This is a genomic window from Nocardiopsis camelliae, from assembly GCF_028993595.1.
In the GTDB taxonomy this organism is placed as follows: domain Bacteria; phylum Actinomycetota; class Actinomycetes; order Streptosporangiales; family Streptosporangiaceae; genus Nocardiopsis; species Nocardiopsis dassonvillei.
Window position 1 is genome coordinate 5331598 of the sequence record NZ_CP118614.1, and the last position, 25767, is coordinate 5357364.

Annotated in this window: 19 protein-coding genes, 1 other RNA gene and 2 pseudogenes; 4 read left to right on the forward strand and 18 right to left on the reverse strand. The window is 70.3% G+C overall.

The window, feature by feature from the left end:
• Nucleotides 1-28: 28 nt before the first annotated feature.
• Nucleotides 29-544 carry an NADPH-dependent FMN reductase gene (locus tag PV789_RS23215; protein ID WP_274974546.1) on the reverse strand — a complete coding sequence of 172 codons (516 nt, stop codon included), beginning with the start codon at nt 542-544 and terminating at the stop codon, nt 29-31.
• Between the two features lie 578 nt (nt 545-1122).
• Here PV789_RS23215 and nagA point away from each other — a divergent pair.
• From nagA to PV789_RS23230, 3 genes are all read left to right on the forward strand, one after another.
• Nucleotides 1123-2256: an N-acetylglucosamine-6-phosphate deacetylase gene (gene nagA / locus PV789_RS23220; RefSeq protein WP_274974547.1), complete on the forward strand. Its 1134-nt coding sequence runs from the start codon at nt 1123-1125 to the stop codon at nt 2254-2256.
• Between the two features lie 104 nt (nt 2257-2360).
• Complete coding sequence (locus PV789_RS23225; protein ID WP_013154720.1) at nt 2361-2672, forward strand: hypothetical protein; 312 nt, start codon at nt 2361-2363, stop codon at nt 2670-2672.
• Nucleotides 2673-2838: 166 nt separating this feature from the next.
• Nucleotides 2839-3807 carry an aldo/keto reductase gene (locus PV789_RS23230; RefSeq protein WP_274974548.1) on the forward strand — a complete coding sequence of 323 codons (969 nt, stop codon included), beginning with the start codon at nt 2839-2841 and terminating at the stop codon, nt 3805-3807.
• A 51-nt stretch (nt 3808-3858) separates the two neighbouring features.
• Here PV789_RS23230 and PV789_RS23235 read toward each other — a convergent pair whose 3' ends face one another.
• The 12 genes and pseudogenes from PV789_RS23235 to PV789_RS29830 all read right to left on the reverse strand — a co-directional run.
• A complete protein-coding gene (locus PV789_RS23235; RefSeq protein ID WP_274974549.1) occupies nt 3859-4644 on the reverse strand; it encodes a class I SAM-dependent methyltransferase in 786 nt (261 codons plus the stop codon).
• A gap of 455 nt (nt 4645-5099) precedes the next feature.
• Nucleotides 5100-5471: a transfer-messenger RNA gene (gene ssrA, locus PV789_RS23240) on the reverse strand.
• Nucleotides 5472-5884: 413 nt separating this feature from the next.
• Nucleotides 5885-7927 carry a penicillin-binding transpeptidase domain-containing protein gene (locus PV789_RS23245; RefSeq protein WP_274974550.1) on the reverse strand — a complete coding sequence of 681 codons (2043 nt, stop codon included), beginning with the start codon at nt 7925-7927 and terminating at the stop codon, nt 5885-5887.
• Nucleotides 7928-7950: 23 nt separating this feature from the next.
• Nucleotides 7951-8415, reverse strand: a complete 465-nt coding sequence (smpB, locus tag PV789_RS23250; RefSeq protein WP_013154726.1) for an SsrA-binding protein SmpB — start codon at nt 8413-8415, stop codon at nt 7951-7953.
• Between the two features lie 74 nt (nt 8416-8489).
• Nucleotides 8490-9401, reverse strand: coding sequence for a permease-like cell division protein FtsX (gene ftsX / locus PV789_RS23255; protein ID WP_274974551.1), 912 nt, complete (start codon nt 9399-9401; stop codon nt 8490-8492).
• A 57-nt stretch (nt 9402-9458) separates the two neighbouring features.
• Nucleotides 9459-10148, reverse strand: a complete 690-nt coding sequence (gene ftsE, locus PV789_RS23260; RefSeq protein WP_013154728.1) for a cell division ATP-binding protein FtsE — start codon at nt 10146-10148, stop codon at nt 9459-9461.
• Nucleotides 10149-10795: 647 nt separating this feature from the next.
• The gene (gene prfB, locus PV789_RS23265; protein ID WP_274974552.1) at nt 10796-11914 is read right to left on the reverse strand and encodes a peptide chain release factor 2; all 1119 of its coding nucleotides are present in this window, start codon (nt 11912-11914) and stop codon (nt 10796-10798) included.
• A 100-nt stretch (nt 11915-12014) separates the two neighbouring features.
• A complete protein-coding gene (locus PV789_RS23270; RefSeq protein WP_274974553.1) occupies nt 12015-16883 on the reverse strand; it encodes an NAD-glutamate dehydrogenase in 4869 nt (1622 codons plus the stop codon).
• A 328-nt stretch (nt 16884-17211) separates the two neighbouring features.
• On the reverse strand, nt 17212-17907 hold the full coding sequence (locus PV789_RS23275; protein ID WP_274974554.1) for an HAD family hydrolase: 696 nt from the start codon (nt 17905-17907) through the stop codon (nt 17212-17214).
• 751 nt (nt 17908-18658) lie between these two features.
• Nucleotides 18659-19237, reverse strand: a complete 579-nt coding sequence (locus PV789_RS23280; protein ID WP_274974555.1) for an HD domain-containing protein — start codon at nt 19235-19237, stop codon at nt 18659-18661.
• 14 nt (nt 19238-19251) lie between these two features.
• Nucleotides 19252-20031 carry a hypothetical protein gene (locus PV789_RS23285; protein WP_274974556.1) on the reverse strand — a complete coding sequence of 260 codons (780 nt, stop codon included), beginning with the start codon at nt 20029-20031 and terminating at the stop codon, nt 19252-19254.
• 117 nt (nt 20032-20148) lie between these two features.
• A pseudogene (locus PV789_RS29830) lies at nt 20149-20328 on the reverse strand (transcriptional regulator); the annotation flags it as partial.
• Between the two features lie 340 nt (nt 20329-20668).
• On the opposite strand from PV789_RS29830, the gene PV789_RS23290 reads away from it, so the two are divergent.
• The gene (locus PV789_RS23290; protein WP_274974557.1) at nt 20669-21757 is read left to right on the forward strand and encodes a methyltransferase domain-containing protein; all 1089 of its coding nucleotides are present in this window, start codon (nt 20669-20671) and stop codon (nt 21755-21757) included.
• Between the two features lie 74 nt (nt 21758-21831).
• On the opposite strand, the gene PV789_RS23295 is transcribed toward PV789_RS23290, so the two are convergent.
• From PV789_RS23295 to PV789_RS23315, 5 genes and pseudogenes are all read right to left on the reverse strand, one after another.
• Complete coding sequence (locus tag PV789_RS23295; RefSeq protein ID WP_274974558.1) at nt 21832-22299, reverse strand: DUF6912 family protein; 468 nt, start codon at nt 22297-22299, stop codon at nt 21832-21834.
• A gap of 55 nt (nt 22300-22354) precedes the next feature.
• A complete protein-coding gene (locus PV789_RS23300; RefSeq protein ID WP_274974559.1) occupies nt 22355-23029 on the reverse strand; it encodes an HAD family hydrolase in 675 nt (224 codons plus the stop codon).
• A 112-nt stretch (nt 23030-23141) separates the two neighbouring features.
• Nucleotides 23142-24818 carry a glycoside hydrolase family 3 protein gene (locus tag PV789_RS23305; RefSeq protein WP_274974560.1) on the reverse strand — a complete coding sequence of 559 codons (1677 nt, stop codon included), beginning with the start codon at nt 24816-24818 and terminating at the stop codon, nt 23142-23144.
• Nucleotides 24819-24976: 158 nt separating this feature from the next.
• Nucleotides 24977-25465 carry a PTS sugar transporter subunit IIA gene (locus PV789_RS23310; protein WP_274974561.1) on the reverse strand — a complete coding sequence of 163 codons (489 nt, stop codon included), beginning with the start codon at nt 25463-25465 and terminating at the stop codon, nt 24977-24979.
• A 50-nt stretch (nt 25466-25515) separates the two neighbouring features.
• Nucleotides 25516-25761 (reverse strand): annotated as a pseudogene (locus tag PV789_RS23315) (PTS sugar transporter subunit IIB); the annotation flags it as partial.
• Nucleotides 25762-25767: the final 6 nt, after the last annotated feature.

Sequence of the window (25767 nt, forward strand, 5' to 3'; positions counted from 1 at the left end):
CGCGGCGGGACCGCCCCGGCGGACCCGCTCAGACGGCCACCGACACGGCCTCGCGCAGGCCCGGGGCGGCGACGTCGGCCCACGCACGCACCACGCTGTCGGGCTGGCCGGTCTCCCCCTCGGCCAGGATCAGGCCGGGCTCGGCCACCCAGGCGCCCAGGTCGGCCAGCAGGATACGCAGGTCCTCCTCGATGCCCCGGCTGTTGCGCAGGTCCTCCACGACCGCCAGCGGAACCGCGACCGTGTGGCCCAGCCCCAGCTCGGGCAGGCGGTCGAGGAAGACCTTCAACAGCCCGGTGTAGGTGCCGTGCGCCTGCGGGGAGGCCACGAGCAGCACGTCGCTCTCGCGCACCTTCGCCAGCGCCGCGTCGACGGCGGCGGAGGACTCCGAGAGCAGCTCGGCGCCCAGTTCGGCGATGTCGATGACGTCGGGACGGGAGTCGACACCCGCGCGGGTGGCGACCTCGGACGCCGCGCGCAGGGCGGCGTCGCGGACGGAGGAACGGATCTGGGGGGCGGCGACGAGCACGGTGAAGCGGGTCATGCGAGAACTCCTGGGTTCGAACAGAGCGAGCCGGGATCGGAGGAGGCACCAGCCGAAGAGGACGGCGGGGTGGTTGACACCGGAAGGAGGGGTGACGAACGTCCTGGGACTCTCGCGGTTCCTCGCATCCGACACGGGGGCGGACCACGCTGTCCGAGAACCGCCTGTGTCGGGCCTGGCAGGTCTGCTTCGGCGACCGCGGGGCGGTCCCCACAGAACCCAGGGGAAGAGATGAGCGTCCGGTGTCTGCGACAGGGCACGTGCGACGGGGCACGAGGGGCGCGGGGCGAAACCCCGCAGGGCGCTAGCTACGACAGAGCGCGCTCGCCTGCTGTCTCAGATCGACATGCAGGCGCTGGACAAGCAGCTCACCGGCGGACATGTCTCCATCATGAAGCGCCCCGGCCGTTATCGTCAATGCGTGCGCGCGCCACGGTGGGCGGTCCACCCCTCGGACAGCCGTCCCAGGAAGCGGGATCACCCAGCTCCGCAGGCAATACGGAAGCCCGCGGTGACGACCCCGAAGGCCTGTGTAATGTGCGACACACACCGACGAGACGACACGAGGAACCCCTCACATGGCCCACACCCCCGTCACACTCACCAACGCGCGCGTCGTGACCCCCGACGGGGTCCACGAAGGATGGCTGAGGATCGAGAACGGCCGCGTGGCCGCGCTCGGATCGGACGGACCCGTCCCCGAAGGCCGCGACCTCGGCGGCGCCTGGGTCGTCCCCGGCATGGTGGACACCCACATCCACGGCGGCGCGGGGCACGCGTTCACCGAGACCGACCCCGAGGGCGTCCGCAGGACTATCGCGTTCAACCGCTCCCGGGGCGTGACCGCGCTGGTGGGCGGCCTCGTGGCGGCCGCCCCGGAGGACACCCTGCGCCAGGTGGCGGCGCTGGCCGAACTGTGCGACGCGGGCGAACTGGCGGGCATCTACCTGGAGGGCCCCTTCATCTCCCGGGCCAGGTGCGGGGCGCACGACCCCGGACTCCTCCGCGACCCCGACACCGCCGAGTTCGACCGCTGGCTCAAGGCCGGGCGGGGGCACGTGCGCATGGTCACGGTGGCCCCGGAGCTGCCCGGGGCACTGGACCTGATCGGCGCGGCGGCCTCCTCCGGCGTGGTGGCGGCGGTGGGGCACACCGAGGCCACCTACGAGCAGACGCTGGCGGCCTTCGACGCGGGGGCGTCGGTGGCCACGCACCTGTACAACGCGATGCGCCCGCTGGGCCACCGCGACCCGGGGCCGATCGCCGCCGCGCTGGGCGACGAGCGCGTGACGGTCGAGCTGATCGTGGACAACGTGCACGTCCACCCGGGCGCGGCCGGGCTGGTCTTCGACGCCGCGGGCGCGGACAGGGTGTCGCTGGTGACGGACGCGATGTCGGCGACGGGCCTGGGCGACGGCGAGTACACGCTGGGCGACCTGCGGGTACGGGTGAGCGGCGGCGAGGCGCGCCTGGCGGAGAGCGGCACGATCGCCTCCAGCACGATCGTCCTACCCCAGGCGGTGCGCAACGCCGTGCGGGGTCTGGGCGTCGGCGTGCCCGAGGCCGTGCGGTCGGCGTCGTCGGTTCCGGCCGCGGCGCTGGGGCTGGACGGGGTGGGCCGGATCGAGGTCGGAGGGCGCGCCGACCTCGTCGTGCTCGACGAGGACCTCGGGGTCCGCGAGGTGGTGTACGAGGGTGCCTGGGTGGAGTAACGGCGTGTCGTAACCGCGTTACGGACTAGTAATATAACCCTGGGTGACAATGGCGGCAGGGCATCGAGGAGAGCCACCACGCTCGACACGAAAGGATCTGCGCCATGGCCAAGTCGAGACAGACGAGGGACGAGCAGCCGACCCGTGTGCCCTCCGAGGAGCACGAGCACCTCGGCAAACTAGCCGCGGAACTGTCCCGGTACGACGTACGGGCGGACGTGGTCGACGAACAGTCGTCGCCGTGCCTGCGCGTGCGCAACCCGTCATCCGCGTGCGCGGTCGAGGACGTGATCTGTGAGCGCCGTGAGCACGACTACGCGTTCATCGCCTCGTTCGGGGTCTACCTCGGCAGCAGTGGGAGCCTCGGCGTCACGGCCCACAAGGTCGCCTGGCTCGTGGGAGCCACCGAGGCGTGACGGCCGCGCGGGACGGGTGCGGTGCCACCGGCGCCGCACCCGTCCGCGTATCGCCCCGGCGTTTCCATGGAGCTTTACGGCGTGGATTCCCGGAGGCCGTGCGGGGAGCCCGCGACCCGGCACCCTAGAGTCGTGCCGTCCCCATCCATCGACGGAAGGCGAGCCCGTGGACTACGTCAAGCTGGGCCGGACCGGACTGGACGTCTCCCGCGTCACCCTCGGCTGCATGAGTTACGGAGACCCCGCCAGGGGCACCCACGACTGGACCCTGGACGAGGAGGCCAGCAGGCCCTTCATCCGCCAGGCGGTCGAGGCGGGCGTCAACTTCTTCGACACCGCCAACACCTACTCGGACGGCAGCAGCGAGGAGATCGTGGGCCGCGCCCTGGCCGAGTACGCCGACCGCGACGAGATCGTGCTGGCCACCAAGGTGTTCGGCCGCGCCCGGCCGGGCCCCAACGGCGGCGGGCTCTCGCGCAAGGCGATCCTCACCGAGATCGACCACAGCCTGCGGCGCCTGGGCACCGACTACGTGGACCTGTACCAGATCCACCGCTGGGACCCCACCACGCCGATCGAGGAGACCGTGGAGGCCCTGCACGACGTGGTCAGGGCGGGCAAGGCGCGCTACGTGGGCGCCTCCTCGATGCACGCCTGGCAGTTCGCCAAGGCGCTGCGGGTCGCCGACGTCCACGGCTGGACCAGGTTCGCCACCATGCAGAACCACTACAACCTGCTCTACCGCGAGGAGGAGCGGGAGATGCTGCCCCTGTGCGCGGACGAGGGCATCGGGGTCATCCCGTGGAGCCCCCTGGCCCGCGGTCGGCTCACCCGCGCGTGGGAGGAGGAGACGGCGCGCAGCCGCGGTGACGCGTTCGGCGCGCGGCTGTACGCGGAGGCGGACCGGTCGATCGCGGACGCCGTCGGCGCGATCGCCCGGAGGCGCGGGGTCTCCCGCGCGCAGATCGCCCTGGCCTGGGTGTCGCGCAACCCCGCGGTGACCTCGCCGATCATCGGCGCCACCAGACCGCACCACCTGGACGACGCGATCGCGTCGCTGTCGCTGGAGCTGACCGACGACGAGGTGGAGGAGCTGGAGCGCCACTACACGCCGCGCCCGGTCTCCGGCTTCTGACACCGCCCGGCGCGGGGCCGTCCGCGGCCCCGCGACCGCGCGGGCAACCGGTCAGCCGCGCGCGGTGACGCGGATCTTGGACTGTCCGTGCGGGCGCTCCTCCCAGTCCCGCATGAACCGGGCCGACAGCCCGTGCTTCTCCGCGAGGGTGATCAGCGTTTCGGTCCGGTAGTAGAAGTCCTCCCGCAGCACCTGGTGCTCGACCCCCTCGGTCCGGTCGTAGGTGAAGTCGAAGAACCCGCCCGGTGCCAGGACCCGCTCGACGTTGGCCAGGCACTCGTCGATCACCTCGATGGGCGAGTGCGAGAACACGCTGTGCGCGTGGACGACGTCGAAGTAGCCCTCCGGCAGGAAGGAGAAGGTCAGGTCCCGCGTGATGGTCAGGTGCGGCAGCTTCTCCTGCAACCCGCGCTCGGCCAGCACGCCCTTGGCGGCGATGAGGATGTCCGGGGAGATGTCGATCCCGTAGTAGCCGCCCGGGTCGAGGTAGTCGATCAGCCGCCACCCGGCGCGCAGGTTCCCGCAGCCGATGTCGAGCATCCGGTGCTCCGGTCTGAGACCGTGTTCGACCAGGTAGTCGAACTGCATCTGCCCCAGCGCCAGCCAGCGCTCCTGGCTCTGGCTGCCCACCGCCGACCTGGGGTCGCGGGCGGCGTCGGAGGCCATCACCGCCCGGTAGTAGTCCACGTGGTCGCGGTGGGTCAGGCGCAGCCGCAGGTCGCGGGCGGAGCGGCGCACGTACGGCACCACCCTGCCGGGATTGCGCAGCGCGTAGCGCACCTTGTGGACGAGGGAGGATCGGTTGGCGTTGAGGGAGGCGGCTGTCTTCTTCGGCATCGGAAGGCTTTCGGTCGAAGGCTCTCGCTCACCCGCGGACACGGGGTCGGGGGGGCAAAGAGGATAACGCTTTCGTCGCGGCCCCGGTTCACCGCCTCGGGTCCGACCGTACCCGGAAAGTCACCGGGCGTGCGGTGCCCCCGCCCTTCCGAAGCGACCGGTTGCCGCGACCGGCCCCGCTCCACACGACCAAGCCCCGCGTCATCAGGAACCGCCACACCGGCCCCACCGACCGGCACGACCCAAACCACAGGGGGTACCTCGGGGGTCTCCCGCGACCAGCCCCGACCCCATGGCCAAACCCCGCGTCATCAGGAACCGCCGCGCCGACCCCACCGACCGGCACGACACAAACCACAGGGGGGTACCTCGGGGGGTTCGGGGGGTCTCCCCCCGGAAAGCATCGCGGGCTGCGGCGAGCCGGTCGAAGACCGGCGAGCAGCAGCCCGCGCAACACGTGGAGGTGGCGGGAATCGAACCCGCGTCCTTCAGCACCGAGCCAGGGCTTCTCCGGGTGCAGTCCGCGCTGTCGTTCTACTCGGCCTCAGCGCTTGCACGGACACATCGCTGACAGGCCCAGCCACGAAGATGTCCCGCTCAGGCCCCGTGGCCTGATCTGAGCGGTGAGTCATCTAGCTGATGCCGGGATCTGGGCCGATGACGAGCCCAGGCCGACAGAGACGCTATCGCTTAGGCAGCGAGAGCGAACTCAGTGCGCTTGGAATTGGCACTTGTGTTTACGCGAATGCAGGATTAACGAGGTCACAAACGCAACCCTCGACCCGCTTCCCCTGGAACGACTACCGAAGTCGAAACCGATCACCCCCTGTGGAATTGTCACGGCCTCCCCGCTGGGCGGGGCGGCCGACATGCGAGCGGCGAACGCTCGCGCGTCCGTCACTCTACCTGTTGAACAGTGCGGGGGCCAAGCTGATTCCCGGTCGCGGAGGGGAATCCGCGGCCGCCGGGCCCGGACAGGGAGAAACCCCCGCGGGCGCGGACGCAAGAGGTGGTCGACGCGGCCCGCGGGGGCGGTCGGCAGGGTCGGGCCGACCTTGGGAAACGACAGGATCTCCCCCGAGATGAGGTCCTGCCCCTCACTGGTCCGCTACCCCCTGTCGCGGCCCAGTCATAGGGGAAGACGCGGGCGGACCCCCGGGGGGTTGCCCGGGGGTCCGCTCTTTGCCTGGTTCTGCCCTGTCCGGAGCGAACGGTGACCGTAGCCGCCGTCCGGTCGGCCCTACCAGCCGGTCTCCTCCGTGCCCGTCAGGTCGGCCTGGTTGGTCGGCCCCGTCGGTTCGGTCGGCGTCTGCCCCGTCTGCTCCGAGGGCAGGCCCACGCCCTCGGTGGTCGTGGGGCCGCCGGGCACCTGCTCGCCGGTGGCCGTCCCGGCGGGGGCCTCCTCGGGCACCCCGTTGGCCATCCCGTTGAGGAAGGAGCCCGCGGCGTTCACGGCGTGCTGCGACACCAGCGTCGTCGCCGGGTCGGCCTCGGCCAGGACGGCGAAGGCCACGTCGTCCTTGTAGCCGACGAACCAGTGCAGCGAGGTGTCGCCCTGCTCCACGCGGGCCGCCTGCCCGAGGACCTCTCCCCCGGTGGCCAGCAGCTCGGGCATGCGGTTGACCACTGCGTCGCGCAGCCCGGTGCGGACAACCTCCAGGTGGGCGTCGTCCAGGGTGGTGGCGCCGATCGGGTTGGGGCCCTCCTCGGGCACCAGGGTCGGCGCGTTCCACGTGCCGTCCGCGACCGCGGCGGCGACCAGGGCCATGGACAGCGGGCTGACCCGCACTCCGTGCTCGCCGATCATGGCCGCGGCCACGTTCTCCTCGCCGTCCTCCACGGCGACCGAACCCGAGGAGGCCGGGACGGGCAGCTGCCAGTCGGCGCCGACGCCCATCCGCCCGGCGGTCTCGGCGATGGCCTCCGACCCCACCTGCTCGCCCAGGCCCGCGAAGCCGACGTTGCAGCTGAAGGTGATGTTGCGGGCCAGGGTGGCCTGGTCGAGCAGTGCACCGCCGCCCGGGTTGACGAAGGTGCGTCCGCCGATCTCCGCGGAGTAGCCGCAGGGCACCTCGCTCTCGGGGGTGGCCGCGCCCGACTCCAGGGCGGCCAGGGCGGTGACCATGCCGAAGGTGCTGCCCGGCAGGTAGGAGCCGGTGAAGGCGTTGTCGTCCGCGGTGCCGCCCGAGGCGCTGGCCGCGGCCAGGACCTCGCCACTGCCGGTGTCGACCGCCACCAGGTAGCCGTTGCCCGGCACCATCGTCAGCGCGTTCTGGGCGGCCCGCTGCACGTCCAGGTCCAGGGTGGTGTCGATGGCCCCGCTGAGCGAGCCCTCCCACGCCTCCAGGACGTCGGTGACCTGTCCGTCCTGGTCCAGGGAGACCACCTGGGTGGTCCCCGAACCGGCCAGCTCGTGCTGGAAGATGTTCTGGAGCCCGTTCAGGCCGACGGTGTCGCCCGCCTGGTAGGAGCCGGGCACGCGGGAGGAGACCCGGTGCTCGGCGGTCCCGGCGACCTCGCCGAGCAGGAACGGCGACACCGAGGGCGTCAGGTTGACCTGGACCTCCTGGGTGTCCACCCCGGAGATCTGCGAGGCCTCGCTCAGCAGCGTCTCGTCCACGCTGGAGCCGCGCATGAGCACCAGCGGCTGGAACTGCTCGGGCGGCGCGGAGCGCACCCGGTTCAGGAGCGGGTCGGGGTCCTCGTCGAGGAGTTCGGCGAGCTGGGTGACCCCGGCCTCCTTGTCCTCCATGTCCGCGGGGTAGACGCCGAAGGCGGTCACGCTGTCCGCGGTGACCAGCGGCTGTCCCTCGCGGTCGAGGATCTGGCCGCGCTCCTGGCTCTCGTAGCTGACCGCGAGGCGCTCCTCCTCGCTCAGGTCGGGGTGCAGCACGCTCGTGGACCAGGAGATGCGCCAGCCGTCGGGGCCCCACTCCAGGGGCATGCGGCCGGTGTAGTTCCAGGTCGGGTCGCCGATGCCGAGGTCGGCGTTGACGCCGAACTCGGCCTCGGCCGAATCGCCCTCGCGGGAGATGGGTCCGAGCTGGAACCGCAGGGAGGCCAGGTCGAGCTGCTCGCGCATGTCCGTGAGGGCCGCGGACACCTGTGCGGGGTCGCCGTCGGTGTAGGCGGCGGCGGTCTCGTGGTCACCGTCCTGCCAGGCGAGCAGGAAGGACCTGACCGCCACCTCGGGACTGGGGTGCGGTGTGCACGCGACCAGGGCTGCGGCGAGGAGCAGGCCGCTGCCGGCGGCCGTGAACCGGCCGAGGGGACGGGGGGACACCGTGTGTGTTCCTTTCGGCTGCCTCATCGACGGCGGCGCAGGGCGCGTTCCATGTCGCGCTTCGCCTCACGCTCGGCGATGTCGTGGCGCTTGTCGTACTCACGCTTACCGCGGGCCAGAGCGATCTCCACCTTGGCGCGCCCGTCACTGAAGTACAGGGACAGCGGGACGAGCGTGAAGCCGGGCTCCCGGGTCTTGCCGATCAGCCGGGAGATCTGCTCGCGGTGCAGGAGTAGCTTACGCGATCGTCGGGCGGCGTGGTTTGTCCACGTTCCCTGGGAGTACTCGGGGATGTGGACGTTCTCCAGCCACACCTCGCCGTCGTTGATGTGCGCGAAGCCGTCCACGAGGGAGGCGCGGCCCTGCCGCAGCGACTTGACCTCGGTACCGGTGAGGACGAGGCCCGCCTCGTAGGTCTCGTCGATGTGGTAGTCGTGCCGGGCCCGGCGGTTCTGCGCGATGAGCTTGCGCCCGGTCTCCCGTGCCACAGGTGTGTCCCTTCATACGTCCGGGGGGCACGAGGCCCCCCGGTGTCGAATCCTCCCCGCCCCAGGCGGCCGCGTCAGATCTTGAGGTAGCGGCGCAGGGTGAGGAACGAGGTGATGGTGCACAGCAGGATGCCGAGGATCATCGAGACGCCGATGACGTACATCAGCGAACCCGCGCCCAGGGCCACGTCGAACTGGAACCAGGCCTCGATCTGCGTGAGCAGGGTGTAACGGGTCGCCACGATGAAGCCGGAGGCGATCAGACCGCCGATGAGGCCTGCGACCGCGCCCTCCAGCAGGAACGGCAGCTGGATGTAGAAGTTCGACGCGCCGACCAGCCGCATGATGCCGGTCTCCCGGCGGCGGCTGTAGGCCGACAGCCGGATGGTGTTGCCGATCAGCAGCGCGGCGGCGGCCAGCTGGACGCCCGCGAGCACCAGGGCGGCCGCGCGCAGGCCGTCCAGCAGTCCGAAGAACTGCTCCAGCACGATCTCGTCGTCGGAGACGCTGTCGATGCCCGGGGCGCCCTCCACCGCGGAGCGCACGGTCTGGTAGTGGGAGGGGTCGGTGAGCTGCACCCGGTAGTTGTCCGGGATGTCGCCCTCCTGCGCGGCGTTGGCCAGCGCCTCGTTGGCGGGGCCCAGCCGGTCCTGGAAGTCCTGCCAGGCCTCGGCCGAGGTGAGGTAGGTGTACTCCTGCACCTGGGCCAGGCCGTCGAGGGTCTGCTCCAGTGCCTGGCGGTCCTCGTCGGTGGCCGGACCGTTCTCCTGACAGGTCGTGGTGGGCGAGATCTCGGTGCACATGTAGATGGTGAGCGTGATCCGCTCGTCCCAGTAGTTGCGCATCTCGGAGACCTGCTGGTTGACCAGTAGACCGGCGCCGAAAAGTGTCAGTGAGATGGCCACCGTCGTGATGACCGCGATGGTCATCGTCAGGTTTCGGCGAAGGCCGATCCACGTCTCGGAGAGAACGAATTGTGCTCGCATGATCTGTTAAAGGTCCATCCTTCGGGGCTTCGCCGCGCCGGTCCTCGCAGCGGGAGGTCAGTACGCCTGGCCGTAGACGCCGCGCGTCTGGTCGCGCACTACCAAGCCCTCTTCAAGCTCGATCACGCGCTTGCGCATCGAGTCGACGATGGCGGCGTCGTGGGTCGCCATGACGACGGTGGTGCCCGTGCGGTTGATTCGGTCCAGCACCTTCATGATGCCGATGGAGGTCGCGGGGTCGATGTTGCCCGTGGGCTCGTCGGCCAGCAGGATCTGGGGGCGGTTGACGAACGCGCGTGCGATGGCCACGCGCTGCTGCTCACCGCCGGAGAGTTCGTTGGGCATCCGCCCGGCCTTGCCTTCCAGGCCGACGAGTTCGACGACCTCGGGGACGACCTTGCGGATGAAGCGGCGGGGCTTGCCGATGACCTCCAGGGCGAAGGCGACGTTCTCGAAGACGTTCTTGTTCGGCAGCAGGCGGAAGTCCTGGAAGACGCAGCCGATACGGCGGCGCAGGTGGGGGACCTTCCAGTTGGACAGGCGCGCCAGGTCCTTGCCGGCGACGTGCACACGTCCCTTGTCGGGCTTCTCCTCCTTGAGGACCAAGCGGAGGAAGGTCGACTTGCCGGAGCCGGACGGGCCGACCAGGAAGACGAACTCGCCCTTGTCTACGTCAATGGAAACGCCGTCGAGCGCGGGGCGCTTCTGGGTCGGGTAGACCTTGGTGACGTTATCGAAGTGGATCACAGGCGCATCACAAGGTTCTCGAAGGTATGGGCACCCGCAGTGGAGGGCACTCCGCGCGGGATCGTACCGGCCACATGGCCAACCGACAGTGTAGAGGGGGGAGCGGCCCGGATTGTCCCGGTCGCCTCACACCCGATAGATCAGTGCACCATCGGACAACAGCCTCGAGCATATCGGAGGCGTCAACCGATGATAACGTTCACATATAGCAGTTTCGGTAAAACTGCGGAGACGTGATCATCACCATTGGGACACAACAACCACATCTGTCCCACCTGCTGCCCCGGGGTGCCGCAGCTGCGACCGGGCGTGTCCGCGCCCCCGCCGGAACGGGTCCGGCCGCGGAAGGCCCCGGCGCCCGAGGGCTCCGGGGCTCGCGTTCCACTCGCCGGGTTGGGCGCCCCCGGGGCTGCGCGGTGGCCGTCCCGCAGCGCGCGCGGGCGGACGGAGGCACTGCCCCAGGGGGCCGCCGGGGAGGGCGCCGCTAGGGAGTGTTCCGCAGAGGCTTTCGGATCAGCGAGCGGCCGTCCGGGCAATCTCTCGCAAGACGGTTCGCGCAGATCAGCCTGGTTGGCTTTCCAAGCGAAACCGGCGCAGCGAGAGGCAGCCCGGTGGTCGCGAGCCCGGAATGATCCGAGGAACACGACCTAGGCGTCCTCGGACCGCTCCCGGCTGCGCATCCAGCGGATCTCGGCGTCGATGAACTCGTCGATGTCCCCGTCCAGCACACCCGAGGTGTTGCCGGTCTCGGCGCCGGTCCGCACGTCCTTGACGCTCTGGTACGGGTGCAGGACGTAGTTGCGCATCTGGGTGCCCCAGCTGCTCACCGAGTCGCCGCGGATCTCGTCCAGCGCCGCCTGCTCCTCCTCGCGCTTGCGCACCAGCAGCTTGGCCTGGAGCATCGACATGGCCGTGGCCTTGTTCTGCAGCTGCGACCGCTCGTTCTGGCAGGACACCACGATGCCGGTCGGCAGGTGCGTGATGCGCACCGCCGAGTCGGTGGTGTTGACGCCCTGGCCGCCGGGGCCGCTGGAGCGGTACACGTCCACCCGCAGGTCGCCGTCGTCGATCTCGATGTGGTCGCTCTGCTCCACCACCGGGACGACGTCCACGCCCGCGAACGAGGTCTGGCGCCGGTTCTGGTTGTCGAACGGCGAGATGCGCACCAGGCGGTGCGTGCCGTGCTCGCCGCGCAGGGTGCCGTAGGCGAACGCGGTCTTGACCGCGAAGGAGGTGGACTTGATGCCCGCCTCCTCGGCGTAGGAGGTCTCGTAGATGTCGGTGGGGTAGCCGTGCCGCTCGGCCCAGCGCAGGTACATGCGCTGGAGCATCTGCGCCCAGTCCGCGGCGTCCACGCCGCCCGCCTGGGAGTTGATCGTGACGATGGCCTCGCGCTCGTCGTGCGGCCCGTTGAGGAGGGTGCGCACCTCCAGCTCGCCGATCTCCTTGCGCAGCTGGTCGAGCTCGCGGTCGGCCTCGGCCCTGGTGTCGGCGTCGTCCTCGGCCTCGGCCAGCTCGTAGAGCACGCCGAGGTCGTCGAGCCGCTGGCCGATGCCGTTGACCTTGTTGACCATGGACTCCAGGCTGGAGAGCTGGCGCGTCACCTTCTGCGCGTTGTCCTGGTCGGCCCACAGCTCGGGGTCCGCGGACTGCTCGCGCAGCTCGGCGATCTGCGTGTGCATGGCCTCCAGGTCCAACACGGCGCTGACGCTCGCCAGGGTCGCCGCGAGGTCCTTGATCTTCTCTGCTGGGTCCAGTTCTGCCACGGACCCCAGTGTAGGCCCCAAACAGGGGACGGGCTCCCCGCGCGCACCGGCGCGGGGAGCCCGTCGGGGGCGGAGGGCGGGACCGGGCCGCCCCCGGGCGCTAGTCGACCAGGCCGCGGAAGGACCGCAGCGCCACGGACAGCGTGGCCAGGTCGAAGCGCTCGTTCTCCTGGATCTCCGACAGCGTGATCCCGGCGCGCTGCACCCGGTCGCTGTTCTGTTCGATCCACGCCGCGATCAGCTCGGAGGGCTCCTGCGCCGGACCGCTCTCCAGCACCCGCGCGGTCAGGTCGGCGTGCGCCGCGTACAGGTCGTCGCGCAGCGAGGAGCGCGCCGTCGTCACCCACCGGTCGTCGCGCGGCAGGTCGATGACGCGCTCGCGCCACCAGCTGATGTTGAGCCGGTCGGCCAGCTCGAAGTAGAGCTCGGCGACCTTCTCCACCGGGCGGCCGGTGCGCTGGGCGATCTCCACCAGGTCCAGGGTGGAGTAGGCGGGCACCATCACGGCCACCCGCTCGGCCAGCTCGGTCGGCACGCCCATCGACGTGTAACGGTCGCGGCGCTCGACGAAGGCCTCGCGGTCGCGGCCCCGCAGCAGCTCGACCAGCTGCGGCAGCAGCTCGCCCACGCCGTCGGCGAAGTAACCGATCTCGCTGCTGATGTCGAAGGGGAAGGTGCGGTTGCGCAGCAGCCAGCGGGCGGAGCGCTCGGCGAGCTTGCGCGCCTCAAGCAGCAGGACGAGCTGGCTGCCCATCGAGATCTCGTGGTCCAGCTCCTCCAGCCCGCTCCAGAACCGGCGCAGCCCCAGCACGTCCTGCACCACCAGGTAGGCGCGGGCGATGTCGGCGGAGCTGGAGCCCAGCTCCTCGTTGAGCCGGAACGCGAAGGTCAGACCGGAGCGGTTGACCATCTGGTTGACGACCTGGTTGACGATGATCTCCCGGCGCAGCGGGTGGGAGTGCACGCCCTCGGCGAAGCGCTCCGACCGCAGGGGCGTCGGGAAGTACGCCGTCAGGGTGTCGTTCAGGTAGGGGTCCTCGGCCAGGTCGGACAGGTCGAGCTGGTCCTTGAGGCTGATCTTGGTGTACGACAGCAGCGTGGCGAACTCCGGGCTGGTCAGGCCCCTGCCCGCCGCGCGCCGCTCCGCGATCGTCTTGTCGGAGGGCAGGTCCTCCTGCTTGCGCTTGAGCACCCTGGTGCGCTCCAGGTGGCGCATGTACCGGCCGTGGACGTGCAGCATCTGGCCGTCCTGCTTGCGCGCGGCGGCCAGCACGGTGTTCTGCGCGTCGTTGTTGTCCAGGACCAGCTCTGCGACCTCGTCGGTCATGTCGATGAACAGCTGGTCGCGGTCGGCCTTGTCCAGCTTGCCCGACCGCACCTCGCGGTCCAGCATGATCTTGATGTTGACCTCGTGGTCGGAGGTGTCCACACCGGCGGAGTTGTCGATGAAGTCGGTGTTGATCCGGCCTCCCGCGCGGGCGAACTCGATCCGCGCGTCCTGGGTCAGGCCCAGGTTGCCGCCCTCGCCGACCACCTTGACGCGCAGATCGGCGGCGTCCACGCGCAGCTGGTCGTTGGCCTTGTCGCCCGCGTCGGCGTGCGTCTCGGTACCGGCCTTGACGTAGGTGCCGATGCCGCCGTTCCACAGCAGGTCGACGGGCGAGGTGAGCACGCACCGGATCAGCTCGTCCGGTGTGAGGCTGTGCACCCCCTCGTCGATGCCCAGGGCCTCGCGCACCTGCGGCGTGACCGGCACGGACTTGGCCGTGCGCGGGTGCACGCCGCCGCCCTCGGAGATGAGCTTGGGGTCGTAGTCCTCCCACGTGCTGCGGGGCAGGTCGAAGACGCGCTTGCGCTCCACCCAGGAAGTGTGCGGGTCGGGGTCGGGGTCCAGGAAGACGTGGCGGTGGTCGAAGGCCGCGACCAGCCGGATCTGCCGGGAGAGCAGCATGCCGTTGCCGAACACGTCGCCGGACATGTCGCCGATGCCGACGACGGTGAACGGCTCCTCCTGCACGTTCACGCCCATCTCGCGGAAGTGGAACCGGACCGACTCCCAGGCGCCGCGCGCGGTGATGCCCATGGCCTTGTGGTCGTAGCCGACCGAGCCGCCGGAGGCGAAGGCGTCGCCGAGCCAGAAGCCGCGCTCGGTGGAGATGGCGTTGGCGGTGTCGGAGAAGGTGGCGGTGCCCTTGTCGGCGGCGACCACGAGGTAGGAGTCGTCGCCGTCGTGCAGGACGGTGCGCTCGGGGTGCACGGTCTCGCCGTCCACGAGGTTGTCGGTGACGTCGAGCAGGCCGCTGATGAACTGCTTGTAGCAGGCCACGACCTCGGCCATCACCTCGTCGCGGGTGCCGTTCTGGGGCAGCCGCTTGCACACGAAGCCGCCCTTGGCGCCGCTGGGCACGATGACGGAGTTCTTGACCATCTGGGCCTTGACCAGGCCCAGGATCTCGGTGCGGAAGTCCTCGAAGCGGTCCGACCAGCGCAGTCCGCCGCGGGCGACCGCGCCGAAGCGCAGGTGCACGCCCTCCACCCGCGGGGAGTAGACGTACATCTCGAACCGGGGCCGCGGGTGCGGCAGGTCCGGGATCTCCTGCGGGTCGAGCTTGAGCACCAGGTAGGGGTGGCCCTGGTAGTGGTTGGTGCGCAGGGTGGCGCGGATGGCCGCCAGGAACGAGCGCAGGATGCGGTCGTGGTCCAGGCTGGCCACGGCCTCCAGTTCGCCCTCGACCTTGCCGACGAGGACGTCGGCGCGCTCGTCGCGGCCCTCGCCGGGCTGGTCGGGGTCGAAGCGGGTCTCGAACAGCTCGACCAGCAGGTTGGCGATCCCGACGTTGGCCACCAGCACGTCGGCCAGGTACTCGGGTGTGAACGTGGACCCGGTCTGGCGCAGGTACTTGGCGTAGGCGCGCAGCACGGTGAGCTGGCGCCAGTCGAGGCCGGCCCGCACCACCAGGGCGTTGAAGCGGTCGCTCTCGCCCAGGTCGCGCCAGGAGGCGTCGAAGGCCTCCTCGAACAGGCACTTGAGCCGTTCGGGGGCCAGGTCGGACTCGGGGATGGGACCGAGGCCGAAGTCGTAGATCCACACCCGGCCCACGTCCCGGACGGTGACGTCGTAGGGCCACTCGTCGACGACCTCCACGCCCAGGTTCTCCAGGACGGGCAGGACGCGCGAGAGCGAGATGGGCTCGCCGATCCGGTAGAGGCGGAACCGCCAGCAGCCGGGGTCGGCGTCCTCGCGCTGGTACAGGACCGCGGAGAACTCGCCGTGGCGCCGCCCGGGGTCGGTGCGGGCCAGGAGCTTCTCCAGCTCGCGGATGTCGCCCGCCGCGGTGGCGGGGCTGTTGTCGACCTTGTAGGCCTCGGTGAGGCCGCCCGAGTAGCGCTCCTTGAACTCGGTGGCGCGCACGGGGCCGAAGGCCGCGGCGAGGGCGTCGTCCAGGTCCAGGTCCCAGGAGCGGGCCGCCTCGCGGACCTTCTCCTCCAGGGCGACCTGGTCGATGTCGGCGAGGGTGCGCCCGTGCCGGGCCCGGGCCACCAGGTACAGGCGGGCCAGCGGGGCGGAGCCGATGAGCACGTTGTGGTCCATCGTGGCGCCGTGGAAGGCCTCGGCGAGGACGTTCTGGATGTCCAGGCGCACCCGGGTGCTGTACTGGTCGCGCGGCATGTACACGAAGCAGGACATGTACCGGCCGCCGTAGGGGTCGCGGCGCATGAACAGCTTGGTGCCGCGCCGGTCGCGCAGGCGCAGGACGCCGCGGACGATGTTGTACAGCTCGCCCACGGGGATCTGGAGGAGTTCCTCGCGGGGGAAGGTCTCCAGCAGTTCGATGAGGTCCTTGCCGTCGTAGCTGTCGGCCTCGAACCCGGCCAGGGCCAGCACCTCGGCCTGCTTGCGGCGCATGATGGGGATCTGGGCGATGCTGGTGGTGCTGGCCTGGGAGGTGAACAGGCCGAGGAACCGGCGCTCGCCGACGATGTTGCCCTGGGCGTCGAACTTCTTGACGCCGATGTAGTCCAGGTACTTGGGGCGGTGGACCGTGGCGCGCGAGTTGGCCTTGGTCAGGACCAGGACGTAGGGCTCGCGGGCCTTGCCGCGGATCTCGGGGGGCAGGGCGGCGAAGCTGGTGGAGGCGGGCGAGTCCATGCGCAGGATGCCCAGGCCCGAGCCGGGCTCGGGGCGCAGGGAGTCGTCGCCGTTCTCGTCGGTGACCAGGGTGTACTCGCGGTAGCCCATGAAGGTGAAGTGCCGCCCCGCGATCCAGCGCAGGAAGTCGACGCTCTCGCCGATCTCGCGCGGGTCCACTCCCCCGGCCACGAGCCGGTCCGGGTAGGCCGCCAGCTCGTCGGCGATCCGGATGGCCCGGTCGCTCATCTTGCCGGCGTCCTCGTCCACGTAGCGCACGTCGGCCAGCACGGACTCGACGCGGGCGGTGATCTCGCGCAGGCGCTCGGGGTCGGGCTGCGGGTCGATCTCGATGTGCATCCAGGACTCGTCGATCGGCAGCAGGCCCTCGCCGCCGGTCTCCGGCTCCACCCGGACCAGGCGGCCCTCCAGGTCGCGGACGACGGTCGTCTGGGGGTGGATGATCAGCCGGACCCCCGCGCCGAGGTCGCTGAGGGCCATGGTGACGGAGGAGACGAGGAAGGGGGCGTTGTCGGTGACGATCTCCACGACGCCGGTCTGCTGGTCCCAGCCGTCGCGCTCGGCGTCGGGGGTGTAGACGCGGACCTTGGCCCGTCCGGCGGCGCGCCGGGCGCCGAAGGAGCGGTGGGCCTCGGCCGCGCCGCAGATCTGCTCGGCGGAACGGCCGCTGATCTCCTCGGGGTCCGTGTGGCGGTAGTACACGGGGAGGAAGCGGCGGACGGCGTCGGCCTCCTCGGGGCTGATGCGCGCCCCGGGGGACCACTTGGCGGCCGCCTCACTGAGCAGCTTCTGGAGCTGGACGTCGGATTGCCCGGACATAGGGATCTCTCACTCCTTTGTGAGCAACGTCGCACGAGTGCTGGCAGAACGACCGGTCATACGACCTGTGAACTTCTGGGCGACTGCGTGATTCGGTGTGAACTCCCTGGGCCGCAAGGAGCCCACGACCGTGGTGGTTCGGATTGGGGTCGCGGGGCGCCGGACCTCGTTGTCCCCGCCCCGCCCGGTGCCAAGGCTACTGGCTTTCGGGCCCGGGGACAGGTCCAACACCGTTACAGGGCGGTTGCGGAGTGTTAGAAACAGATTGCGGTGATCGGTTACTGCGTACACGGACCACCACCTACCCCCCACACAGGGGGACATGTCGTTACCGATCCGTTGCCTGGAGGACCGCGGTCATCACGGCCCGGGGGTCGGTCAGGTCGGGCAGGACGACGACCGCTCCGGCCTCGCGCAGCTGGCTCTCCGTGGTCGAGCCGTTGAGCACCGCGACCGGGGTCGCGCCGCCGATCACGGCGGCGCGCACGTCCGGGGCGGAGTCGGTGATGAAGACCGTCTCCTCCTCGGGGTAGACCCGGCCGCCCTCGCCCGCGGCGTGCAGGCGGATGGACTGGATGAGGCTGGACTTGGGGTAGTTGACCGAGCCGTAGCCGCCGATCGCCAGGTTGAGGTAGGTGTCGAGTCCGAAGGCGACCAGTTTGGCCGTGGCGTTGGCGCGGGTGCTGCCGCTGACCACGGTCTGGACGGTGTCGGGCATGGAGGCCACCGCCGCCAGCGAGGCCGCGGCGCCGGGCATGACGCGGCCCTTGGAGAGCAGCTCGTCCGAGCGGTTGCCGAAGGACTCCTCCAGGGCGTCGAGGAACTCGCCCAGGGAGCCGGTGTCGGGTTCGACGTCGACGTAGTTGCGGGCGCAGAACTCGAAGAACATCTCCGAGTCGGTCCGGCCCGCCGACGAGGTCAGGTAGACGAGGGGCTCACCGGTGACCTTCTCGAAGGCCTCGGCGTAGGCCGCCCTCGTCACCCGTCCCACGTCGAGGAGGGTGAGGTCGATGTTCCATAGCACCAGGCGGCTGATGGCGAACTCCTCGGGACGCGACGGGGGTGGGGCCCCTCCATCTTGCCGTATGGGCGCATGAGGGCGGAAACCTCCGTCCGGGTGCTGCCGGGAGGGTGTGTGGTCGCGCTGGCCTCAACCCGAGGGGGGCGGGCGTGCATGGTCCCCTCGTGTCAGCCGGTGGGGGTTGAACCCCAGCCTGGGGGATTTGAACCTCGGCCCGAGGGGGGTTTGAACCCCGACCCTCCGGTGGTTGAGCGCGCGCGGTGCTGCCCTCCTCAGACACGGCGGGGTTCAAACGGAAAAGGCCAGTGCTGGGTAGGGGTGTGGGGGTTGGCCGTAGAGCTGGGGCTCCCTGCCCGGACGTAGGGGTTTTCTCCAGTGCTGGGGACCACGCGACGCGCACGTCGGTTGTCCTGAGGGTGAGCGCATCGCGTGCTTCGCCCCGGTCCTCCAGTGCCGCGGTCAACAGCACGTCCGCGAAGTGCGTGATAAGCGGCTTAGCCACCACCCCACGCTGTGAGAACCGTTTCCAGGACCCGGCTGCTGGGGGTGGTACGAACGTGCACGTACCCGCCTTCCAGAAGACAGGGGGTTGTAGAGCGTGCAGCAGAGCCCGGCCACAGACCCTGTACGTGCGCGGGCCCTCAGCCATAAGCCGTGCACGTGAGCGGATCCGTGTCCCTGCTGTTGGGCGGCGCCACTCTCCCACCGTGGCACCGCCCAACGGCACGGCCACATTCCCCCCGGCAGAAGAGGATCATCCCTGCTCCCCCATCGCGGACCGCAGCCAGTCCAGGGGTTCCCCCGCCAACACGGCGTCCGCCAATGCCTGTCCACTCCTGGTCTTGATCCGCGCCCTGGAGTTGTCGATCCATCGCTGCGCCGAATCATGTCCCTGGGACCTGTATTCGACTCCCTGCACCAGGCACTCCAGCTTGTCGGCGTCCTTGGCGCACACCGCCTCAGCTGTCTCCTGGGCCTCGTACTCCTCGACCGCACCGCGCACCATCTCCGCCACCGGTTCGGGCAGACCGGCGGTCTGGTCAGCGGCGATCTCTCGGGGATCGGCTGAGCCGTTCACGTACTTCCTGCCGAGGTGGTTGACATCACCACTGCGGGTCTCCCCGGTGTCGTGCCAGGTGGCGATCAACGCGGTACGCGCGGGGTCCGCACCCTCCATAGCCGCGAGAACCGAAGCGATGAGGGAAGTGCGCCAGGAATGCTCGGCGACGGACTCGGGGTCGCGAACGCCCGCCATCCACCACCCCGTGCGGCGCTGGTTCTTGAGCGTTCCGGCTTCGTGCAGGAACCGGGCGGTGCGGGTGGTTTCGTCCATGAGAAACCTGCCTTCTACGCCTTGGCGAGGCGGATCGCGTACCGAATGCCGTCGAGTTCGCGGCGTGCCGACGCCGACACGTCCCTGCTATCCAACAACAACCCCACCCGCTCAGCCAGGGGTTCGGCATTCCGCAACAGGTGGGGTTTAATCTCGATCAGCGCCCACATGGTGTGAACATACAGGTCGAGATAGCCGTGCTCGGGGGCGAGCCGATCCAGCAAGTGCTGGTAGAGGCGATGGCCACCCCAAGGACCGACGTGGCCTGTAGCCATGAAGTCGTCGGTGAGTTCCGGACCGGTCTCCCCCATCCAGTAGGCCCAGTAAGCGAGATTGGCGGCTTCGCCCCAGTCATCGTCCACCAGGGTTGTGGAAACGAAGCGGGCAAGCCGGTCCCTGTCACCGTGTCTGGTGGCGACGGAGGCCACTGAGCGCTCTGCCAGCCACCGTGAGAGGACATCCCTGGGAGCTGAGCGGCGCTGCTGTTCCCTGAGCCAGTCCGCAGCGTCTGGTGCCGTGTCGTATCCACACAGGTAAAGGGCTTGACGGCGAAGAAGAAAGTCGTCGGCGGTCTCCGTGATACGCCGCAGGTTCGCTAGCAGCCGCTCGTGTTCATCGGCTGTCAATGTCGGCCGGTCGCTGGAGGGGCCGCGTCGGGACCGTGTGGGCAGAGCTTTCAAGGGCTCCGGAGGGTGGCCGGTGACGGGCCACATCATGAGCTCTACCAAGTCGCGTTGAAATACCCATCCCCCCAGGGCCTCGGGATCGGCTCTGAGAAGCATGGCGAGCAGCACGTCTGCTTCCAACGCCCTGTTGAGCACGGACAGGAATGAGGGCTGAGCGCCCAGGCGAAGCAGCCTGTGCCGATGCGTGAGCAACTGACTTGTGGGGACAGCGGTGAGCGGGCGACGCCCGGTCTCCCATGCGGCGAGTGTGTCGGGAGAAACCGACAGTCGCTCGGCGAGTCCTTCCTGGGACAGAACGAGTCCTTCACGCACGAGGCGTAGGACGTACCCGGACACCAGGCCGCTACGGGTGCCTGCTGTCTTTCCCTGACCGACGGTCAGAGTTCTCTTGCGGGGCGGGGGCATACGTGGCTCCTGAGCTGCGGATACCCGTACCAGAGGTCACTTCTGGCCGGGGACCGTGAACCGTAACGTCGTCACTGTCAGTACGAAGGTTCCCGTACCTGTGACGGCGTATCGGCGAAAAAGCCGATCCCACCCCTTCTTCTACGTTCAGGAGTACGCGCATGGCCACCATGGCACCGAGTAGGAGCACCGCACCGGCAGTCCGCCCCACCGCCCCGTGCGCGGCAGAATGCCCGAACTGCAACGGGGCCAAGAAAGTGTGGGTCGACAAGGACGGCCAAGGTCCGTGGAAGGGTAAGGAACTGGTCGACTGCCCGATCTGCGATGGGAAAGGCTACCTGTGAGCCCTGAGAACCCGCATGCACGGCTGGTCGAGGAACTGAAGACCACGGAGCCGATCCGGACCGCGTTCGCGGCCCATCCCCGCCACCACTTCATCCCGGATATGGTCTGGCCTGGCATCTCCGGGCTGCCGCTCTTCCGCTCCGCCGCCCCCGAGCGCTGGACACGGCTCGTCTACGACAACGACGCCGTGATCACCCAGGCCAATGACGGGGGCAGTGGCCCGGTCAACAGACCCTCCTCGTCTTCGTCAGCGCCTCAGGTGATGGCCGACATGATCCAGGCGGCTGGGGTGAGCCCCGGGATGCGAGTGTTGGAGATCGGCACCGGAACCGGCTGGAACGCCGCCATCCTCTCCTCCCTGGTCGGCCCCACCGGCTCAGTGACTTCGGTAGAGATCGACACCGCCGTAGCCTCGCACGCCAGGGAACGCCTCACCGGAACAGGGGTGCTGGTCACCGCTGGAGCGGTACCACCCGAGGGAATGTACGACGCGGTCATCGCGACTTGTGCGGTGCGTCGCGTCCCCGAGGGGTGGACGGCAGGCCTCGTGAAAGACGGCCGAATCGTCCTGCCGTGGGCAACCTACGACTCACGCGGCCCTACGCCGATCGTGGCGCTTTCCGGCGATACGCCGCTGAGCGGACCGTTTGTACGGGATGCCTCGTTCATGCGCGACCGCACTCAGCGCGTTCCCTCAGAGCGCTTTCCCGGTGTGGGTTGCGAAAGCGAACGCGATGGACACTTCCCACTGGGCTCCCAGGAACTGATCGACCGCGACCTGCTGACCCGTCTCGTGCTGGCCGCTCCAGGATTCTCGATCGACCTCGGTGGCAACCCCTGGCGGGGAGGTCACGCCACGATCGTCGCGCTCGGGACCGATGATTCCTGGGCCTACGTGTGGCCCGATGGGTCGACCACCGGCGGCGGCACCCGTGACCTGGTTGAGGAGCTGACTCAGGTCCACGCCCTGCTGGAGAACGCGGGCTGGCCCGAGCTGGACGAGTTCTCGTTGGAGGTCGACGCCGAACGTGGTGTGTGCCGGGTACGTGCGGGCGCGCTCGGTCCCTGGAAGCATTCGGTGTAGAAGCGCTGCTTCCGGTCCGGGGAAGGCCAGACGGGAAGCAGCACGGCCCCGGCAGCGAGCCGTCGGCCCTCGCCCTACGGCTGCGTGGTCGTGGCCTCGTCGACCAGGTAGCGCAGCTCCTGGACCGCGAACCACATCAGTTCGTGGTCCTCCACCGCGCCCGAATCCGGGTCCTGCACCGACGCCGCCACGTCCGCGGCGGCGTCGGCGTCGTCCACGTGGGCCGACGCCAGCTTCTTGAACGGAACGGCCCCGGTGACCCTCACCCGGGCCACGCCCCGCCCCGCGCTGCCAGCGCGCTCGACGACCTGGTCGGGCATGTTCGCCGCCAGCACCACCCGTCGCCGGGGAGCGCCGGGGTCGGCCGCCAGCAGCGCCAGCGACTCCCCCGCGGCGGCGTACATCGCCTCGTACTCCGCCTCCTCCACGTCCTCGTCCGGGCCGGGGTCGGCCGCGAACGCGGTCAGCGGCACGCCCTCCAGCCGCCCCTCCTCCAGCAGGCGAGCCAGGGCGGGGATGGTGCTGGGCAGGAAGACGTACATGCGAGCGGCTCTCCAGGATGTGGGCTGAACACACCAAGTGTGCCAAACCCCGGGCTCAGGCGGCCCGCTCCCCCGGCACCGGGGGCGCGCCGTCGCCGTCCGGCGCCAGGAAGCGCTCCAGCTCCAGCCGCGTGGTGTCCACGTCGCTGTGCAGGATGCCGGTCATCCCGAGCTCCTCGGCCGTGCGGACGTTGTGCTCCAGGTCGTCGATGAACACGCAGTCCTCGGGACGCAGGCCGATCCGCTCGCAGGTGTGCAGGTAGATGCGGTGCTCCGGCTTGCGCATCCCCACCTCGCCCGAGATGACCACCGCGTCGAAGGTGGTGTCGAAGTGCTCACGGGGATAGCAGTTGCCCCAGGAGTTCGACAGCAGGGCGGTCGCGGCCCCGGCGGTCCTGGCCTCGCGCAGGGCCTCGTACATGTCGTGCACGGGGTCGAACTCGCAGAACATGCGGTCGATCAGCCCCTCGGCGACCACCGGACCGCCGTGGGTGCAGCGCAGCAGGGCCGCCAGCTCGCGCTCGAACGCGCAGGTGTCGATCTCGCCCCGCTCCAGGGCGTGCACGAGGTTCTCCCCCTCGACGCTGCCGTCGAAGTAGGGGCGCATGACCTCGTGGTAGTGCTCGACGTCGATGCGGTCGGCGTGCAGCCAGGCCCGGATGCCCACGGGCAGCGGCGGTGTGAGGACACCACCCCAGTCGCAGATGACCCCTCGCCGGGTGCCGTCCATCCGATCCCCTCCTCCGGTCGTCGGTGACCTCTCCCCCAGACGCCCGCGGGTCGGGCGGGGAAGCGTTCTTCCCGTTCCCCGCCCGTTTCAACCCCCGGCGAAACCCGGCCGGTCAGGTGGTCAGCCCGGTACCGATCTCCACGTCGGCCGCGGGGATGTCCACCGGCAGCTTCCCGGAGGGCTTCACCTGTCCGGCGATGACCCGCGCGGCGGCGGCCCGCGAGACGTCCACGGACGAGTACACCGCCACGAACGCCTCCGCCTCCGGGAAGGCCGCCAGGTCGTAGGGCGTGCCCTGGGACACCACGACCACCGGCAGCCCCTCGGCGCGCGCGGCCTGGACCAGGCCGCTCTGCTCCGAGGCCCCGCTGCCGCCCCCGGTGCCCACGACCACGGCGTCGGCCCCGCTCTCCACCACGTCGACACCGGCCTCGGTGAGCGCGGCCGAGATCTGCTCCGCGCCCACGCCCTGGACGCGGACACCGCTGCCCTCGGCCAGGGGCAGCAGGTCGCCCTCGTTGCGCAGCAGCGTCGCGGAGGCGTCCGCCACGCGCTGGGCGGCCTCGGCGTGCCCGGGGTCCTCCAGGACCGCCGCGGCGCCCTGCGGGTCCACCGGTTCGGCCTCCAGGACCCCGCGCTTCTCCTTGAGCGCCAGGACGCGCAGCGCGGACTCGTCGATGCGCTCCTCGCTCAGGCGGCCCTGCTCGACCGCCTCGCGGATCGCGGACACCGCGGCGGCGGGGTCCGGCGGCATGAGCAGCTGGTCCACGCCCGCCTCCAGCACGCGCACGGCGATCTCGCCGTCGGAGTGGCGCTGGCGCACGCCCTCCATGTTGAGGGCGTCGGTGGTCACCACGCCGTCGTAGCCCAGTTCGCCGCGGAGGATGCCGTCGATCAGCTCCGGGGAGATGGTGGCGGGCTCGGGGTCCTCGCTCCCGTCCAGCTGCGGCATGAGCACGTGGGCGGTCATGACGGCGTCCACGTCCGCGTCGATGGCCGCCCGGAACGGCGGCAGGTGCTCGGCCTCCCACTGCTCGCGCGGCATGTCGATGACGGGCAGGCCGCTGTGGCTGTCCACGTCGGTGTCGCCGTGCCCGGGGAAGTGCTTGACCGCCGACACCACACCGGCGCCGGAGTAGGCGCCCGACTCGGCGACGGCCATCTGCGCGACCAGGTCGGGGTCGGAGCCGAAGGAGCGGATGCCGATGACCGGGTTGTCGGGATCGGTGTTGACGTCGGCGTCGGGCGCGTAGTTGAGGTTGATGCCCAGGGCGGTGAGCTCCTCGGCGGTGGTGGAGGCGCGCAGCTCGGCCAGTTCGGTGTCGCGGGTGGCGCCGACGGCCATGGCGTCGGGGAAGCGGGTGCCCACGGGCAGCCGGGCCACCAGGCCCTGCTCCTGGTCGATGCCGACGAACAGCGGAACGCCCTGCCCCTGTTCGGCGGCCAGGTCCTGCACGCCCGCCGACATGGTGGCGATCTGCTGGGCGTCGGTGAGGTTGGCGTCGAAGTAGATGAGGCCGCCGGGCCGGTAGGCCTCGATCTGGGCGGCGTTCTCGGCGGCCGAGGTGCCCTGGGCGGTCAGGACGAGGAGCTGGCCGATCTTGTCGTCCAGGTCCATCTCGGAGAGCAGCCGGGGTGCGAGCACGGGCTCGAAGGGTTCGGCCTCGGCCGACGGCTGGGTTTCGCGGTCCTCGTGCGAGGAACCCACCTCCTCTGTGGTGCATGCGGTGGCGATCAGTGCGAGTCCCACGCAGGCCGGGGCCAGGGCGTGCGGAACGGACAGTTTCATGGCGGACTTCATCTCCGGCGAAATCGTGGGTTCGCCGCCGAAAATACCCGTTGCGGCAGGCCCGGAGGCGGAACCGCCGCCACGCGGGCGCGCGTGGCGGCGGTTCGGGGCTCCGTCGAGCGGTGTGCGCGGGTCCGGGTCCGCGCGCAGGAGATCGTTCAGGACCAGGTGAAGAGGGCGTCCCCCCGGGCGACCGAGCCGCTGACCACCTCGCCCAGCGCGTCGGGCGAGGCGTCCAGGGCGACCACCGGGACCACCGACGGCCTCCCCTGCGCGGCCACCGAACCCGGCGACCAGCGCACCACAGGGGTGCCCGGCTCGACCTCGTCGCCCTCGGCGGCCAGGAGGGTGAACCCCTCCCCCGCCATCTGGACGGTGTCGATGCCCAGGTGGACGAGCACGCCCCGGCGGTGGTCGGGCGCCATCACCACGAACGCGTGGGGATGGAGCTTGACCAGGGTCCCCGCGATGGGGGACACGGCGTCCTGGACGCCCTCCTGGCCGCCCTCCTGTCCGGGCTCGGGGTGGACGGCGACCCCGGGGCCGACCATCGACTGGGAGAAGACGGGGTCGGGCACAGTGTCGAGGGACAGCGCCGTTCCGGGCACGGGGGAGAGTACGCGCAGCGTACCGATCACATCTGGCATGGGGGGTGTCTTCCCTCCCTGGGGCGTTTGATCCTTCCTGGCGGGGCCTGTTAGAGCAGGTCCCGGATGTCGTCGGTGAGGGCGTCGGCCTCGGGACCGACCACCACCTGGACGACGTTGCCCGAGACCAGCACGCCGTGGGCTCCGGAGGCCTGGAGGGCCTTCTCGTCCACGAGACCGGGGTCGGCCACCTCGGTGCGCAGCCGGGTGATGCAGGCCTCGATGTCCTCGATGTTGTCCGCGCCGCCCAGACCGGCGACGATCGCCGCTGCCTTGTCCGCCATGTGTCCTCCGTGTTCTGC